This window comes from Algiphilus aromaticivorans DG1253 (genome assembly GCF_000733765.1).
In the GTDB taxonomy this organism is placed as follows: Bacteria; Pseudomonadota; Gammaproteobacteria; order Nevskiales; family Nevskiaceae; genus Algiphilus; species Algiphilus aromaticivorans.
This window is the reverse complement of record NZ_JPOG01000001.1, coordinates 219,331-233,148: the sequence shown is the minus strand read 5'-3', so window position 1 is coordinate 233,148 and position 13,818 is coordinate 219,331. Positions and strand designations below refer to the sequence as shown.

The 13,818-nt window shown below is 70.1% G+C and carries 15 protein-coding genes; 8 read left to right on the top strand and 7 right to left on the bottom strand.

Annotation, left to right across the window (positions count from 1 at the left end; genetic code table 11):
* Position 1: 1 nt before the first annotated feature.
* From U743_RS01160 to U743_RS01140, 5 genes are read right to left on the bottom strand one after another with little or no spacing between them, the layout of a single operon-like run.
* Positions 2–628 carry an energy transducer TonB gene (locus tag U743_RS01160; RefSeq protein ID WP_052367383.1) on the bottom strand — a complete coding sequence of 209 codons (627 nt, stop codon included), beginning with the start codon at positions 626–628 and terminating at the stop codon, positions 2–4.
* Positions 628–1,047 carry an ExbD/TolR family protein gene (locus tag U743_RS01155; protein ID WP_043764869.1) on the bottom strand — a complete coding sequence of 140 codons (420 nt, stop codon included), beginning with the start codon at positions 1,045–1,047 and terminating at the stop codon, positions 628–630. The genes U743_RS01160 and U743_RS01155 overlap by 1 nt, the downstream gene beginning before the upstream one ends.
* The gene (locus U743_RS01150) at positions 1,044–1,580 is read right to left on the bottom strand and encodes a MotA/TolQ/ExbB proton channel family protein (protein ID WP_043764867.1); all 537 of its coding nucleotides are present in this window, start codon (positions 1,578–1,580) and stop codon (positions 1,044–1,046) included. The genes U743_RS01155 and U743_RS01150 overlap by 4 nt, the downstream gene beginning before the upstream one ends.
* Positions 1,577–2,935, bottom strand: a complete 1,359-nt coding sequence (locus tag U743_RS01145) for a MotA/TolQ/ExbB proton channel family protein (RefSeq protein WP_043764865.1) — start codon at positions 2,933–2,935, stop codon at positions 1,577–1,579. The genes U743_RS01150 and U743_RS01145 overlap by 4 nt, the downstream gene beginning before the upstream one ends.
* Complete coding sequence (locus tag U743_RS01140; RefSeq protein ID WP_043770579.1) at positions 2,932–3,708, bottom strand: DUF3450 domain-containing protein; 777 nt, start codon at positions 3,706–3,708, stop codon at positions 2,932–2,934. The genes U743_RS01145 and U743_RS01140 overlap by 4 nt, the downstream gene beginning before the upstream one ends.
* Before the next feature lie 471 nt (positions 3,709–4,179).
* Between U743_RS01140 and thiD the strand changes: the two genes are divergently transcribed.
* The 8 genes from thiD (at position 4,180) to rpoH (ending at position 12,460) form a co-directional block, all read left to right on the top strand.
* Complete coding sequence (gene thiD / locus U743_RS01135; RefSeq protein ID WP_043764863.1) at positions 4,180–4,968, top strand: bifunctional hydroxymethylpyrimidine kinase/phosphomethylpyrimidine kinase; 789 nt, start codon at positions 4,180–4,182, stop codon at positions 4,966–4,968.
* Positions 4,965–5,615, top strand: a complete 651-nt coding sequence (gene thiE / locus U743_RS01130) for a thiamine phosphate synthase (protein WP_043764861.1) — start codon at positions 4,965–4,967, stop codon at positions 5,613–5,615. The genes thiD and thiE overlap by 4 nt, the downstream gene beginning before the upstream one ends.
* The gene (gene hemL, locus U743_RS01125) at positions 5,612–6,892 is read left to right on the top strand and encodes a glutamate-1-semialdehyde 2,1-aminomutase (RefSeq protein WP_043764857.1); all 1,281 of its coding nucleotides are present in this window, start codon (positions 5,612–5,614) and stop codon (positions 6,890–6,892) included. Before thiE ends, hemL begins: the two co-directional genes overlap by 4 nt.
* Before the next feature lie 21 nt (positions 6,893–6,913).
* Positions 6,914–8,911 carry a VTT domain-containing protein gene (locus U743_RS01120; RefSeq protein ID WP_043764855.1) on the top strand — a complete coding sequence of 666 codons (1,998 nt, stop codon included), beginning with the start codon at positions 6,914–6,916 and terminating at the stop codon, positions 8,909–8,911.
* Complete coding sequence (ftsY, locus tag U743_RS01115; RefSeq protein WP_043764853.1) at positions 8,908–9,855, top strand: signal recognition particle-docking protein FtsY; 948 nt, start codon at positions 8,908–8,910, stop codon at positions 9,853–9,855. Before U743_RS01120 ends, ftsY begins: the two co-directional genes overlap by 4 nt.
* Positions 9,856–9,859: 4 nt before the next feature.
* Positions 9,860–10,540, top strand: coding sequence for a cell division ATP-binding protein FtsE (locus U743_RS01110; protein WP_232226689.1), 681 nt, complete (start codon positions 9,860–9,862; stop codon positions 10,538–10,540).
* Entirely contained in the window at positions 10,537–11,478 is a 942-nt protein-coding gene (ftsX, locus tag U743_RS01105) for a permease-like cell division protein FtsX (RefSeq protein ID WP_043764851.1), read from the top strand. Before U743_RS01110 ends, ftsX begins: the two co-directional genes overlap by 4 nt.
* A 112-nt stretch (positions 11,479–11,590) precedes the next feature.
* Complete coding sequence (rpoH, locus tag U743_RS01100; protein WP_043764849.1) at positions 11,591–12,460, top strand: RNA polymerase sigma factor RpoH; 870 nt, start codon at positions 11,591–11,593, stop codon at positions 12,458–12,460.
* Between the two features lie 87 nt (positions 12,461–12,547).
* Here rpoH and U743_RS01095 read toward each other — a convergent pair whose 3' ends face one another.
* Positions 12,548–13,240: an MBL fold metallo-hydrolase gene (locus U743_RS01095; RefSeq protein ID WP_084191267.1), complete on the bottom strand. Its 693-nt coding sequence runs from the start codon at positions 13,238–13,240 to the stop codon at positions 12,548–12,550.
* 65 nt (positions 13,241–13,305) lie between these two features.
* The gene (soxR, locus tag U743_RS01090; protein WP_043764848.1) at positions 13,306–13,776 is read right to left on the bottom strand and encodes a redox-sensitive transcriptional activator SoxR; all 471 of its coding nucleotides are present in this window, start codon (positions 13,774–13,776) and stop codon (positions 13,306–13,308) included.
* Between the last annotated feature and the right edge of the window lie 42 nt (positions 13,777–13,818).

The window sequence follows — 13,818 nt, the reverse complement described above, 5'->3', positions numbered from 1 at the left end:
ATCATTCGAGACGGAAGATCATCGTGTACTGACCGGTGGACTCTACCGGCTCGCCGTCCACCGTGCGCGGCTTGAAACGGCCGCGGCGCGCGGCGGCCACGGCGGCGGCCTCGAAGTAGCCGCGCGGCTCGGCCTCCAGCACGCGCGCCTCCTTGACGGTGCCGTCCGGACGCACGGTGACCTCCAACCGCACCTTGCCCTCGACACCGTCGCGGGCAGCGTTGCGCGGGTAGCGCGGCGACAGCCGCACCAGCGGCACCAGCTGCGAGTCGCCCCGCCCCGCCCCTTCGCCGGGCGAATAGCTGCCGATGAAGGGCCCGCCGGCGACATCGGCACCCAGCGCCAGGCGCGGCGCCTGCACGCGGCTGACGTCGGCCTCCGGGGCGGGCTGGCGGTCCATCTGCGGCTGCGGTGGCTCGGGCGGGCGCTCGGGGGGCTCCGGCGGCTCGGGCTTGCTGCGGTCGCGGCGCTGCGTGCGCTCCTCGCGCTCGACGCGCACGAAGTCCACGGCCTGGTAGCGCTCGGTGTCGACGTCCGCGTCATCGCCCGACAGCACCAGGTACTGCATGACCCAGAAGAGTCCCAACACGGCGAAGGCGGCAGCGAGCAGCGAAGCCAGCGCGCGCATCAGGAACCGCCGCTACCGGCCTCGTCGGCGGCGATGGAGATATTCGACACGCCGGCCAGCCGCACCTGATCCATGACGCGCACCAGCAGACCGGTGCGCGAGTCGGTGTCGGCCTGGATGACGACCGCGCCTTCCGGATTCTCGGCGTGCATGCGCTCGATGTTGGCGCGCACCGCGCGCAGATCCACCTGCCGGCGGTCGATCCAGATATCGCCATTCTCGCGGATGGCGACCAGGATATTGCCGCGTTCCTGGCGCTCGCTGGTCTCGGCCTGCGGACGCGTGACATCAACGCCGGACTCCTTGACGAAGGAGGTCGTGACGATGAAGAAGATGAGCATGATGAAGACGATGTCCAGCATCGGCGTCAGGTCGATGCCGGCATCCTCTTCGCGGCTGCGGTGGCGCTTTCGGCTCATGCGGGGTTCGGATGCATATGGTCGCGCAGCGCGCGGGTGCTGCGCTCGAGCAGATACTCGAAGCGCGAGACGGGATAGATGCCGGACAGCGCCAGCACCATGCCGGAAAGCGTCGGTAGCGTCGCCGCCGAGACACCCCCGGCCATGGCGCGCGCGTCGCCGGTGCCCTGGGCGGCCATGACCTCGAAGACCTGGATCATGCCCGTGACGGTACCCAGCAATCCGATCATCGGGCAGGCCGCCACCAGCGCCTTGATCACCGGCAGGCTGCCGCGGATGCGCAGGCGCGCTTCGGAGATCAGGCGCTCGCGCGTGCGCTGGGCGTACCAGGACGCCTGATCGCTGCGCGCGTCCCACTGCTGCTGCACGGCCGCGAGCAGCTGCCGCCGCGCGCGCAGATGGAAGAAGGCGCGCTCGAAGATCAGCGCCCAGAGCAGCAGACCAACCAGCACAAGTGCCGCCACGACGGGGCCGCCGGCTTCGATGAAGCGGCGGATGCCCTCCAGCGACAGCGCGTCGGCCAGCAGCGTCATGACGTGCGCCGCTGCTCGGCCAGCTCGGCGACCATGCCGGCGCTCTGCTCCTCCAGCACCTGGATGAGCGCGTCGGCGCGCGCGCGCAGGGCGCTGTGCAGCAGCACCAGCGGGATGGCCATGATCAGGCCGAGCACGGTGGTGACCAGCGCCTGCGAGATGCCGTCGGCCATCAGCTTGGGATCGCCGGTACCGAAGAGGGTGATCTGCTGGAAGGTCAGGATCATGCCGGTGACGGTGCCCAGCAGGCCCAGCAGCGGACCGACGGCGGCCAGCACCTTGATGGAGCCCAGCCCGCGCTCGATGGCCGGTACCTCGCGCAGCACGGCGTCGTCGAGCTGCAGCTCGATGGTCTCGGTGTCGGTATCGCCGCGGTAGGCGGCCAGCACGCGGCCCAGCGGGTTGTCGTCGCGCGGCTGGTCGAGGGCGCCGCGCTGACGGCGCACGGCGCCGGACAGCCGCAGCAGCGCCACGGCGCGCCAGGCGGCGATGCCCAGGCCGATCAGCGCCAAGCCTATGATGATGCGGCCGACCAGGCCGCCGGAGTCGACGTACTCGCCCAGCGTCGGACGCTGCACCAGTGTGGCCAGCAGCGAGCCGCGCGTCGGGTCGATGATCGCCTCCTGCATGCCGCCGCCTTCGGCCGCGTAGAGCTTGCGGCCGATGCCGCGCGCATCGCCGCCGGGCTGGCGCGAGAGCACGAAGTAGCGATTCGATTCGGGCAGATAGCCGAGGAAGCCCTGCTCGCCGAGGGCCGTGAAGGGGCCGACGCGCAGCACCTCGCTGCTGGCGACCTCGCCGTCGGCGGCAACCACCGGTGCATCGAAGCGCGCGACCCGGCCGCTGGCGGTCATCTCGCGCAGGATTTCGTAGTGCAGCTTCTCCAGGGTTTCGATGGAGGGTAGCGCCTCGCTCTCGGCGGCTTTGTCCAGGAAGGCGCCGCGCTCGCGGTGCTGGCCGCCGATCATCGAGTCGTTGAGCACGCCGCCGACGTCGCCGGCGACCTGGCGGAAGACACCGAAGAGCTCGCCGACCTCGCCGGATTCGGCCTGCAGCTGGGTCTCCAGCTCGCTCAGCGTTTGCTCGTTGGCGTCGAAGGTCTCCGACAATTCCTCCGAACGGGCCTCGGCTTCGGCCAGACGTGCCTCGGCTTCCTGCACGCGCTGCTGCTGCTGCTGCTTCTCGTCGAGGAACTCGGCCTCGCGTTCACGATGCAACGCGCGCTCGCGCTCGCGGGCGTCGCGGGTGTCCTCCAGCAGCGCTTCGAGGGTATCGGCGGGTGGCGGCTCCTGGGCGGCGGCGGGCAGCGCGACGAGGCCGGCCAGGATCAGCGGCAGAAGAGGCAGGCGCTTCATTGGCTGGCCTCCGGAAGGCGCACGGGGGCGTGCAACAGCTCCGGTGCAGCCTGATTGCGCGCCACGCGCAGGCCGCGGCGCACGGCGTCGGCGTAGGCGTCGTCGCGCACGAAGGTCTCGGCCTCGGCGTCCCAGTAGCCGGTCTCGGCGCCGTCGCGGGTCTGGTAGAGCAGCGCCACGCGGCCGACGCGCAGGAAGGTGACGCTGCGCTCGCCATTGTCGCTGGCGAGGCTGCCTTCGTAGGCCTCGATGGTGCGGCCGTATTCCAACTCAATCTGGTAGGCCTCCAGCAGACGGCGGTACTTCTCGGCGACACTGACGTTGGCGCGGTCCATCAGCGCGGACAACTCGTCGAGGCGCTTGCGGCGCTCGTCAGGGAGGAAGGGCATGTCCAGGCGCACGAAGCGCTCCAGCGTGGCGAGCAGATCCTCGATGTGCGGGTAGATGCTGCGGCGCGTCTCCTCCAGACCGGCGAGCTGCTCGCGCTTGTCGGTGATCTCGGATGCCTGTGAGTCGACCAGCCTGGCGACGCGCTCGTTATAGCGCTCCAGCGTCTCGGCCTCGCGCAAGGTGTCGCGGTAACGCTGCAACAGCTGACGCGTTTCGTCGTCGAGGGCATCGATGCGTTGCTGCGAGGCGGCCGCGGCCGCCTCGGCGGCGGACTGCGTCTCAAGGCTGCGCTCGACATCCTGCTGCTGGGCGAAGAGCGTGCCGTGAAAAAAGAGCACGGCCGCCGTGAGAACGCCGGCGCGCCGGAGTAGTGCTGTTGGCATGACCACCTGCACGGGATGCGGCCGGGTGCCGGCCGGTAGATGACGGGACCGCTGCCCGGCCCTTGTTGCGAATGAGAATACACTACCAGAATCACCATTGCACGCCCCGTAGCGGGGCGCCCGCCTGCTGCACAATGCCCCCGAAACGGCTTCGCGGCGGGAAGCACGACATCCTGCAAGATAGCGGGCAGCTTGCAAGCTGAGTCTGCAAAAGCGCGCTAAGCCACCGCCACTAAAGCGAAAAGCCGATTTTCTCACAGCATCTGTGGATAAAACTGTGAAAAAGGTCTGTTCAAATGGTCGAAAGCGCCGCAATGCGGGCTCTGCTCCCTCAGCGGCTAAAACATAACCAAAGCGACACAATCATTATGAATCAGCAACTTATGCTGCAGCTATTGACATTCCGACGGCAATCGTGGCCTTCGGGAAAAGACGCGTACCGCCTGCCCCGAGCTTGTGCATAAGGCGGCCATGAATATTGCACCGCAACATCCCGCCACGGTGCTCTGCATCGCGGGCCATGATCCCAGCGGCGGCGCGGGTATTCACGCCGACATCGAGGCCTGCAGCGCCTTCGGCGCACACGCTCTGGGGGCGCTCACCGTGCTGACCCTGCAGGACACCGACAATGTCCACGGCGCACAGGCCCTGGAGGCCGACTGGCTGAACGCCCAGATCCAGCATCTGGCCGCGGACTGCCGCATCGATGCCATCAAGCTGGGCGTCATCGGCAGCGTCGAGCAGGTGACCGTCATCGCGGACTGGATCGAGCGGCTGGCGGTGCCTGTGGTACTGGATACGGTGCTGCGCGCCGGCGGCGGCGCCGAGCTGGCCGCCCAGCCGGTGGCGCAGGCGTTGCTGGCCCGGCTGGCGCCGCTGGCGACGGTGATGACGCCCAACGCCGCCGAGGCGCGCCTGCTCTCCGGCGAGCAAAGCCTGGAAGCTGCAGCCACCCGCCTTGGCGAGACCGGCTGCGCGCATGTACTCGTGACCGGCGGCGACGAGCGCGATGCCGCCGAGGCCGTGGACTGGCACTGGCACGCCGGCGCGCTGCGCAGCCTGCACCGGCCACGGCTGGCGCAGGATTACCACGGCGCCGGCTGCACGCTGGCTTCCAGCATCGCCGCGCTGCTGGCCCAGGGCCGCGAGCCGGCCACGGCCATCGACACGGCCACCGCCCAGGTGCACGAATGGCTGGCCGCGCCCAAGGTCATCGGCGGTGGCCGGCCGAGTCCGGCGCGCACACGCTTGACGCCATGAGCGTGCCGCGCGGCCTCTATGCCATCACCTCGGCCGCCGTCTGCGCCGACGAGGCGCGCCTGCGTGCGGCCGTGACAGCGGCGCTGCAGGGCGGCGCGGTCATGATCCAGTACCGCGACAAGCAGGCGAGCGCGCCGCAGCGCCAGACGCGTGCCGAAATGCTGGCTCGGCTGTGTCGCGCCGCCGGCGCGCGCTTCATCGTCAACGACGCGCCGGAGCTTGCGGCGGCGGTGGGCGCCGACGGCGTGCATCTGGGTCGCTCCGACGCCGGCGTCGATGCCGCGCGCGAGCTGCTGGGCGCGGGCGCGATCATCGGGGTGTCCTGCGGTCCGGATGTGGCGCGCGTGCGCGCCGGCGCGGCGGCCGGTGCCGATTACGTGGCGGTGGGCCGGCTCTTCGCCTCCACCACCAAGCCCGACGCCCCGGGCGCAACGCTGGCCGATCTGCGCGCGGCGCGCGCGGCCACGCGCCTGCCGCTCTGCGCCATCGGCGGCATCACGCCCGGGAACGCGCCCGCGGTGGTGGCCGCCGGCGCCGATCTGATCGCGGCGGTGGCCGGCGTCTTCGACGCCGAGGATGTCGGCGCCGCGGCAGCCGCATACACTGCCGCATTCCATTTCCCGAATCAGAAAGGATCTCCCGCATGAGTCGTTCCGAGAGCCTTTTCGAGCGCGCCCGCGCCACCATCCCCGGCGGCGTCAACTCGCCGGTACGCGCCTTCCGTGCCGTTGGCGGCACGCCACGCTTCATCGAGACCGCCGAAGGCGCCTGGATGACCGATGTCGACGGCAACCGCTACATCGACTACATCGGCTCCTGGGGGCCGATGCTGCTCGGCCACGGCCACCCCGACGTGGTACAGGCCGTGCAGGCGCAGGCCGGCCGCGGCATCAGCTTCGGCGCCCCCACCGAGGCCGAGGTGGAGATGGCCGAGCTGATCCGCGAACGGGTGCCGAGCATGGAGAAGCTGCGCCTGAACAGCTCGGGCACCGAGGCAACGATGTCGGCGGTACGCCTGGCGCGCGCGGCCAGCGGGCGCGACGGCGTGCTGAAGTTCGAGGGCTGCTATCACGGGCATTCCGACAGCCTGCTGGTCAAGGCTGGCTCCGGCGCGCTGACCTTCGGCGAGCCTTCCTCGCCCGGCATCCCGGCCGACATTGCCAAGCACACGCGCACGGCGACCTACAACGATCTGGACAGCGTGCGCGAGGCCTTCGCCCAGAACCCCGGCGCCATCGGCTGCGTCATCGTCGAGCCGGTGGCCGGCAACATGAACATGGTGCCGCCGGCGCCGGGCTTCCTGGAGGGGCTGCGCAGCATCTGCGACGAGCAGGGCGCGCTGCTGATCTTCGACGAGGTCATGACCGGATTCCGCGTGCATCCCGGCGGCGCCCAGGCGCTCTACGGCGTCACCCCGGATCTCACCGCGCTGGGCAAGATCGTCGGCGGCGGCATGCCGGTGGGCGCCTTCGGCGGGCGCGCCGCCGTGATGGACATGCTCAGCCCGGAAGGTCCGGTCTATCAGGCCGGCACGCTGTCGGGCAGCCCGCTGGCGACTGCCGCCGGCCTGGCAACGCTGCGCGCCATCGACGACGGCGTGCACGCCTGCGCATCCGAGCACGCGCGTCGGCTCTGCGAGGGGCTGCAGGCTGCCGCCAGGCGTCACAAGGTGCCCTTCCTGGCGCAGAATCTGGGTGCGATGTTCGGCCTCTATTTCACCAATGCCGCGTCCATCTCGGGCTACCAGGACATGGTGGCCTGCGACGGACAACGCTTTGCGCGCTTCTTCCACGGCATGCTGGAGCGCGGCGTCTACTTCGCGCCCTCGGCCTTCGAAGCCGGATTCGCCTCGGCCGCCCACGGCCAGGCCGAGCTCGATCAGACCCTGGAAGCTGCCGACCGGGTCTTCGCGCAGCTAGGCTGAGGCGACAGGCGGCCCGCGCGCGTGGAAACGCTGGAGCCGCTGCTGGAGGCGATCGCCCGCTATCCGGGATGGGCGATCGCCTTCATCGCCTTCGCGAGCTTCTTCGACGCACTACTGCTGCTCGGCTTTCTGGTACCAAGCTATCTGCTGCTTCTGGGTATCGGGGCGCTGATCTCCATCGATGCGCTGCCGTTGTGGCCAACGCTGATCGCGGCCACGCTCGGAGCAGCGGCCGGCGACGCTCTGAACTTCTGGCTGGGCCGGCGCTATCTGGACCGCTGGGTGGCGCATCCGCGCATGACGCGCTTCGCCGACAGCGTGGCGCGCACGCGCGCCTTCTTTCGGCGCCGCGGCGTGTTGGCGCTTCTCGTCGCCCGTATCGTCGGGCCGACGCGCCCCATCGGGCCGATGATCGCCGGCGCCGCCAACATGCCGCTGCTGCGCTTCGGCCTGGTGCTGGCCGTCTCCTGCCCGCTGTGGGCGGCGCTCTACATCCTGCCCGGCGTGGCCATCGGTGCCTCCCTGCAGCTGGCTGCCGAGGTCGGCACCCGGCTGGTGCTGCTGCTGCTGGGCACGATCGTGCTGGCCACCGGGCTGTTCTGGCTGGCCAACGTCGTGGTCCGCCTCTGCGGCTTCCACGCCGAGCGCTGGCTGCACGGCCTGCTGGCCTGGTCGGCGCGTCACCGGCGGCTGGGCTGGCTGCCGCGCTGGCTGGCCGATCCGCGTTATCCGGAAACCCCGGCGCTGCTGCTGATCGCGCTGCTGCTGCTGGCACTGGGGTGGCTCGGCCTGCTGGCGAGCTGGGGCGTAGCACGCGACATGCCGCTGGCCATGGACATGCTGGCGCACCGACAGATGACAGCGCTGCATACACCCTGGGGCCTGGAGATCGCGCGCTGGATCGCGCACCTGGGGGACACGCCGGTGATGCTCGCCAGCGCCACGGCCGCCATCATCACACTGCTCGCCCTCCGCCGCGGCCGCGCTGCGGCCCATGCCCTGGCAGCGCTGGCCTTCGGCGGGGTCATCGCGCTGGGGCTGGCGCAGGGCTTGCGCGTCGGCACACCGGTCGACTACTACACCGGCGTGACCGCACGCAGTTACGGCGGCGCGGATCTGGTGCTGACCTGCGTGGTCTACGGGCTGCTTCCGCTGCTGCTGGCACGCCCGCACGGTGCCGACCGCAACCTCATCTACTACCGGATGGCCGTTACCGTTCCCGGCCTGATCGTAGCCGCACAGCTCTATCTGGGACAGCAGTGGCTCTCCATCGCCGCCGGCGCGCTGGGCCTCGGCGTGCTCTGGATGCTGACGCTTGGCATCGGTTACCGACGACATCGCATCCAGCCGGTTCCGGCGCGCCGCTTCCTGCCACCGATAGCGATGAGCTTTGTCGTCGCCGTGGTGGTTCTGGAACCGGCACCGCTGCCGCTCCCCGACAGGAAAGTATCCGAGCCGCTGACTACCGAGCAATGGTGGGCCGAGGCGTGGCAACGGCTGCCGCTGGCGCGACAGGAAGGTCGCGGCAGCGGCGAGCCGCTGGTGCTGCAATGGCGCGCCGAGGCCGAGGTGCGCGACGCCGCGCTGCGCGCCGCGGGCTGGTCGACCGCACCGGCGTTCGCGCCCGATAGCGCGCTGCGTACACTCGCCGCCAGCACGCCCACCGGAGTCCTGCCCGTGCCGCCGCAGCCGCTCGGTCTGCAGGCGCCGCAGGCAATGTTCCAGCATCCGGCGCGCACCCCCGGTACGCGCATCATTCTGCGGCTGTGGCGGGCGCCGGCCACGGTGGACGGCACTCCACTGTGGTTGGGCAGCCTGAGTCGCCTCGGCGAGCGGCGCGTGCTGGGGCTGCTGCGACTGCCCTACACTGAGGCGGTGGCGCTGCCGCCCGACGACTGGCTGGCCGGAATCCCGGACACGCGCAGGCGCTGGATCGCGGCAGAGCGCATTCCCCGAGACAGCAGGGGGCCGGACCCCGGCCTGCTGCTGCTGCAGACACCCGACGCATCGAGGCCATGAGCGACGAAAGCCTGATCCGGCGCATGCGCGCCAAGCTCAACCGGGGCGACTCCTGGCTGACTTACGACATCAACCGCCTCTTTACCAGCGAGAAACTGGGCGAAGACGCGCTCGAAGAGATCGAGATGCGTCTGCTCGGCGCCGATGCCGGCGTCGAGGCCACCGAATGGCTGATCGACAAGCTGCGCGCGGATGTGCAGGCCAGCCGGGTGCGCAACGCCGAGGAACTGCGCGAGCGGCTGTGCGCACTGATCACCGAATGGCTGCAACCGGTGGAGGAGCCGCTGGAGATTCCGGACTTCATTCGGCCCTACATCCTCTTCGTCGTCGGCATCAACGGCGCCGGCAAGACCACCACCATCGGCAAGCTGGCCGCGCGCTACAAGGCACAGGGTCGCAAGGTCATGATCGCCGCCGGCGACACCTTCCGCGCCGCGGCCACCGAACAACTCAAGGAGTGGGCGCAGCGCGTCGACGTGCCCATCGTCGCGCAGCGCGAAGGCGCCGATCCGGCCAGCGTCATCTTCGACGCCATCACCTCCGCCGACAGCCGCGGCGTCGATCTGATCATCGCCGACACCGCCGGCCGCCTGCACACGCAATCGCATCTGATGGAGGAGCTGCGCAAGGTCAAGCGCGTCATCCAGAAGCACGACCCCTACGCCCCGCACGAGAGCCTGCTGGTGCTGGACGGCACGCAGGGCGGAAACGGCCTGGCGCAGGCCGTGCAATTCCACGAGGCACTGGGCCTGACCGGCGTGGCGGTAACCAAGCTCGACGGCACCGCGCGCGGCGGCATCCTGCTGGCGCTGGCCAAGCGGCTGGCACTGCCGGTGCGCTACATCGGCATCGGCGAGGGCATCGACGATCTCATTCCCTTCGACGCGGCGGCCTTCGCGCGTGCGCTGGTCGACGGCGCCGAGGCCCTGGAGCCCCAGCGCTGAGCCCATGCCGAACGCCTCCGACGCCATGATCCAGGCCACCGGCCTGCGCCACAGCTACCCGGGCAGCGGCGAGATCCTGGGCGGCCTCGACTTCGAACTGGCGCGCGGCGAGATGGCCTTCCTCACCGGCGCCTCGGGCGCCGGCAAGTCGACGCTGCTCAAGCTCATCGCCGGCCTGGAGCGGCCGGCCGGCGGCCAGCTGATGGTGGGCGGCATCAACCTGCCGCGGCTGCCGCGGCGGCGCGTGGCGGGCTTCCGCCAGCGCGTCGGCATCGTCTTCCAGCAGTACCGGCTGCTCAGCGACCGGCGCGTCTACGACAACGTCGCGCTGCCGCTGATCATCCGCGGCATGGCGCCGCGCGAGATCGGCCGCCGCGTGCGTGCGGCACTGGACGCCGTCGACCTGCTCAATCGCGAGCGCGCCTGGCCGCTGACGCTGTCGGGCGGCGAGCAGCAGCGCGTCGCCATCGCCCGCGCCATTGTCGCCAAGCCCGAGCTGCTGCTGGCCGACGAGCCCACCGGCAACCTGGATCCGGCGCTGTCGGCAGAAATCATGACGCTGTTTCGGCGCTTCAACGAGGTGGGCGTGAGCGTGCTCATCGCCTCGCACGCCCTCGATCTAGTGCGCAGCCTGCCCTGCCGCGAGCTGGCGCTGGAAGACGGTCGCCTGCGGGAGGCGGCGTGAGCCGGGGCAGCGCGCCGCGTCCGCCCGCCGTGCGCCGCTGGGCCGCGGCGCACGCGCAGGCGGCCTTCGACAGCCTCGGACGGCTGTGGCGCCGCCCGCTGGCCAGCCTGCTGTCCATCGCTGTGCTCGGCATCACGCTGGCGCTGCCCGCAGCGCTGCACACGCTGGTCGCCAACCTGCAGGCGCTGGGCGCCGGCTGGGAGCAGGGCGCGCGCATGAGCCTGCTGCTGGAAGCCGACGCCGGGGAGCGTCGGCTGGACGAGTTGGCCGGCGAGCTGCGCGACCGAGGCGATATCGCCTCGGTGCGCGCGCTGACCGCCGAAGAAGCCCTGGCCGAGTTCGAGGCGCACTCGGGCCTGGGCGAGGCGGCGGCGCTGCTGCCGGAGAATCCGCTGCCCGCTACGCTGATCGTCGTCCCGGAGCCGGCCGAGGTGGCGGCGCTGGAGGCGCTGCACGTCGAGCTCGGCGCGCTGGAGGGCGTCGATGAGGTCGTGCTCGACGCGCAGTGGCTGCAACGGCTGGCGGCGCTGCTGCAGCTCATCGAGCAGGGCGTGCTGCTCTTCGCCGGCGCGCTGGCCGCGGCGGTGCTGGTCATCGTCGGCAACACCATCGGGCTGGAGGTGGCCGCGCGCCGCGAGGAGATCGAGGTCATGAAGCTGATCGGCGCGCCGGAGGGCTTCATCCGCCGGCCCTTTCTCTACAGCGGACTCTGGTACGGGCTCATCGGCGGCCTGGTCGCGCTGCTGATGGTGGGCATTGCACTGATGAGCCTGGACGGCGCGGTGGCGCAGCTGGCCGGCACCTACGCCAGCGACTTCCGCCTGCAGGGGCCGGACGGCGGCGCCGTCCTCGGCGTGCTGGGTGGTGGCTGCCTGCTCGGCTGGCTGGGTGCCCTGGCCGCAGTGACGCGCCAGCTGCGCGGCATCGAGGCGGTCTGAACCTGTGCAACAAGGCTTCCACACACCGTTGATAATGTGGAACTTGAGGTGAAATTAGCAGTCTCATAGCGCGACTGCTACGATGTACAGGATTACAAGGGGTTCGAAGACCATGTCCACTGCTAATGCGCTGACACTCTACGGCAACCGGTTACCGGCGCTGCAGACCGGCAGCCTGGACGCCTACATCGCCGCCGTGCGCGACATCCCGGTCCTCGAGGCCGAGGAAGAGAAAGAGCTCGCGCGCCAGTTGCAGGACCGCAGCGACCTGCAGGCCGCGCAGGCGCTGGTGCTGTCCAATCTGCGCCACGTCGTGCACATCGCGCGCGGCTATCTCGGCTACGGCCTGCCCATGGCCGACCTGATCCAGGAAGGCAACGTCGGCCTCATGAAGGCCGTCAAGCGCTTCGATCCGGCCGTCGGCGTGCGGCTGATCTCCTTCGCCGTGCACTGGATCAAGGCCGAGATTCACGAATTCATCCTGCGCAACTGGCGCATCGTCAAGATCGCGACCACCAAGGCGCAGCGCAAGCTCTTCTTCAATCTCCGCCGCGCCAAGAAGCGGCTGGGCTGGATGAATGCCGAGGAAGTGCGCAACGTGGCCGAGGACCTGGGCGTGAAGCCGGCCGATGTCATGTCGATGGAGTCGCGACTGTCCGGTCACGACGTCGCCTTCGATATCCAGGGCAGCGACGAGGACGGCGCCTACGCCCCCGAGCAGTGGCTGACCGACCACACCGCCGACCCGGTTTCGGAGCTGGCTGACGAGGAATGGCAGTCGCGGCAGGAGAACCGTCTGCAGGGCGCCATCGCCAAGCTGGACGAGCGCTCGCGCGACATTATCCAGAGCCGCTGGCTGCACGGCGATGACGCCAAGCAGGGGCTGCAGAAGCTGGCCGACAAGTACGGCGTCTCGGCCGAGCGCATCCGCCAGATCGAGGTCGCGGCCATGAAGAAGCTGCGCGGGGCCATCGCCGAGTAGGCACCACTCGGCGACGATGGTGAGATGACCGGGCCGCGCCCTGCCAGGGCGCGGCCCTTTCTTTGCGCGACAGGCTGGACGCCCGGGTCACGCCGCCGCGGGGTCGTCGGCCGGGACGCCGGGCGCCGACTGCCACAGCGGCGCCAGCGCCTCATCGACGGCCGCGCGCCATTCCTCCGGGCTGACCGCCCGGCAGGCCTGCGGGCCGCCGAAGGCGCTGGAAATCACGACATCCGGACGCAGCGTGGCCAGCATCTGCAGGCTCGTCGCCAGCGCCGCCTTGTCGCTCATGCCCTGTATGTAGCCATTGCGCCAGACATCGGCTTCATCCATGCCGATGGTGTCGCCGGTGAAGAGATAGCGCCCGCCGTGCGGCGAGGTATAGACAAAGCAGGTGCTGCCCGGCGTGTGGCCGGGCGTCGGGATGATCTCCAGTGCGCCGAAGCGGGTCTCGCGCTCGCCGAAGGTGCCGTCGGGCGCCCGGCCACTGCGCTCGCGCACCGCCTCAGCCTCCAGATGGTGGCACCAGAGCTCGGCACCGAAGCGATCGCCAATGGCCCTCAGGGCCGGGCCGGCCTCGTCGGCGTGCGAAAGATATTGCTGGCGGATGCCGCCTAGCTCGGCGATATGGCGATGCTCGTCGGCGTGGCCGCTGCTGTAGAAGAGGATCTGCTCGCCGTCGGCGAGTCGCAGCAGGTAGGCGTGGGTCTTCAGCTCGGGAACATCCGGAATCGGCTGCTCCAGCCGGGTCTGCCAGAGATCAGGAAAGATCTGTCGCATGGCGCACTCCTGTCGTCTATCGGATGGAAGGAGTGCTTCTTATAAAACTTCAAGTCCAGTTGAAGTCAAGACACTTCGGATGGCTCCGCCGCGGCATCCCCCTCGCCTACCCAGTAGCGTGGCCCGGCACCGCCATCTGCGGCCTCGTCGGAGGGATTGAGCAGCTCACAGCTGCGCAGCGACAGGCAGCCGCAGCCGATGCACTCGCTGAGCCCGGCCTTGATCCGCTGCAGCTCGGCGATGCGCGCGTCGATGCGCGCCGTCCAGGGACCGGAAAGCTTCGCCCAGTCCTCGCCGCTGGGCACCTGATCGCTCGGCAGCTTGTCGAGCTCGGCGCGGATCTCGTCGAGGCTCATACCGATGCGCCTTGCGAAGACGATGAAGGCGACACGGCGCAGCATCGAGCGCGGATAGCGGCGGTGACCCGAGCTGGCCCGATCCGCCCGGATGAGGCCGCGCGCCTCGTAGAAGCGCAGCGCCGAGGCGGCGACGCCACTGCGCTTGGCGAGCTGGCCGATGGTCAGGAAGCTTTCCACGGCCTGATTGTCAGGGCCCGACAGCGGGCCTTCAAGCCTGGC

What these genes read in the sequence shown, in the direction of transcription:
- U743_RS01160 (WP_052367383.1), bottom strand. Translation starts at nt 628, where the DNA reads ATGCGCGCGCTGGCTTCGCTGCTCGCTGCCGCCTTCGCCGTGTTGGGA.
- U743_RS01155 (WP_043764869.1), bottom strand. Translation starts at nt 1,047, where the DNA reads ATGAGCCGAAAGCGCCACCGCAGCCGCGAAGAGGATGCCGGCATCGAC.
- U743_RS01150 (WP_043764867.1), bottom strand. Translation starts at nt 1,580, where the DNA reads ATGACGCTGCTGGCCGACGCGCTGTCGCTGGAGGGCATCCGCCGCTTC.
- U743_RS01145 (WP_043764865.1), bottom strand. Translation starts at nt 2,935, where the DNA reads ATGAAGCGCCTGCCTCTTCTGCCGCTGATCCTGGCCGGCCTCGTCGCG.
- U743_RS01140 (WP_043770579.1), bottom strand. Translation starts at nt 3,708, where the DNA reads ATGCCAACAGCACTACTCCGGCGCGCCGGCGTTCTCACGGCGGCCGTG.
- thiD (WP_043764863.1), top strand. Translation starts at nt 4,180, where the DNA reads ATGAATATTGCACCGCAACATCCCGCCACGGTGCTCTGCATCGCGGGC.
- thiE (WP_043764861.1), top strand. Translation starts at nt 4,965, where the DNA reads ATGAGCGTGCCGCGCGGCCTCTATGCCATCACCTCGGCCGCCGTCTGC.
- hemL (WP_043764857.1), top strand. Translation starts at nt 5,612, where the DNA reads ATGAGTCGTTCCGAGAGCCTTTTCGAGCGCGCCCGCGCCACCATCCCC.
- ftsY (WP_043764853.1), top strand. Translation starts at nt 8,908, where the DNA reads ATGAGCGACGAAAGCCTGATCCGGCGCATGCGCGCCAAGCTCAACCGG.
- U743_RS01110 (WP_232226689.1), top strand. Translation starts at nt 9,860, where the DNA reads ATGCCGAACGCCTCCGACGCCATGATCCAGGCCACCGGCCTGCGCCAC.
- rpoH (WP_043764849.1), top strand. Translation starts at nt 11,591, where the DNA reads ATGTCCACTGCTAATGCGCTGACACTCTACGGCAACCGGTTACCGGCG.
- U743_RS01095 (WP_084191267.1), bottom strand. Translation starts at nt 13,240, where the DNA reads ATGCGACAGATCTTTCCTGATCTCTGGCAGACCCGGCTGGAGCAGCCG.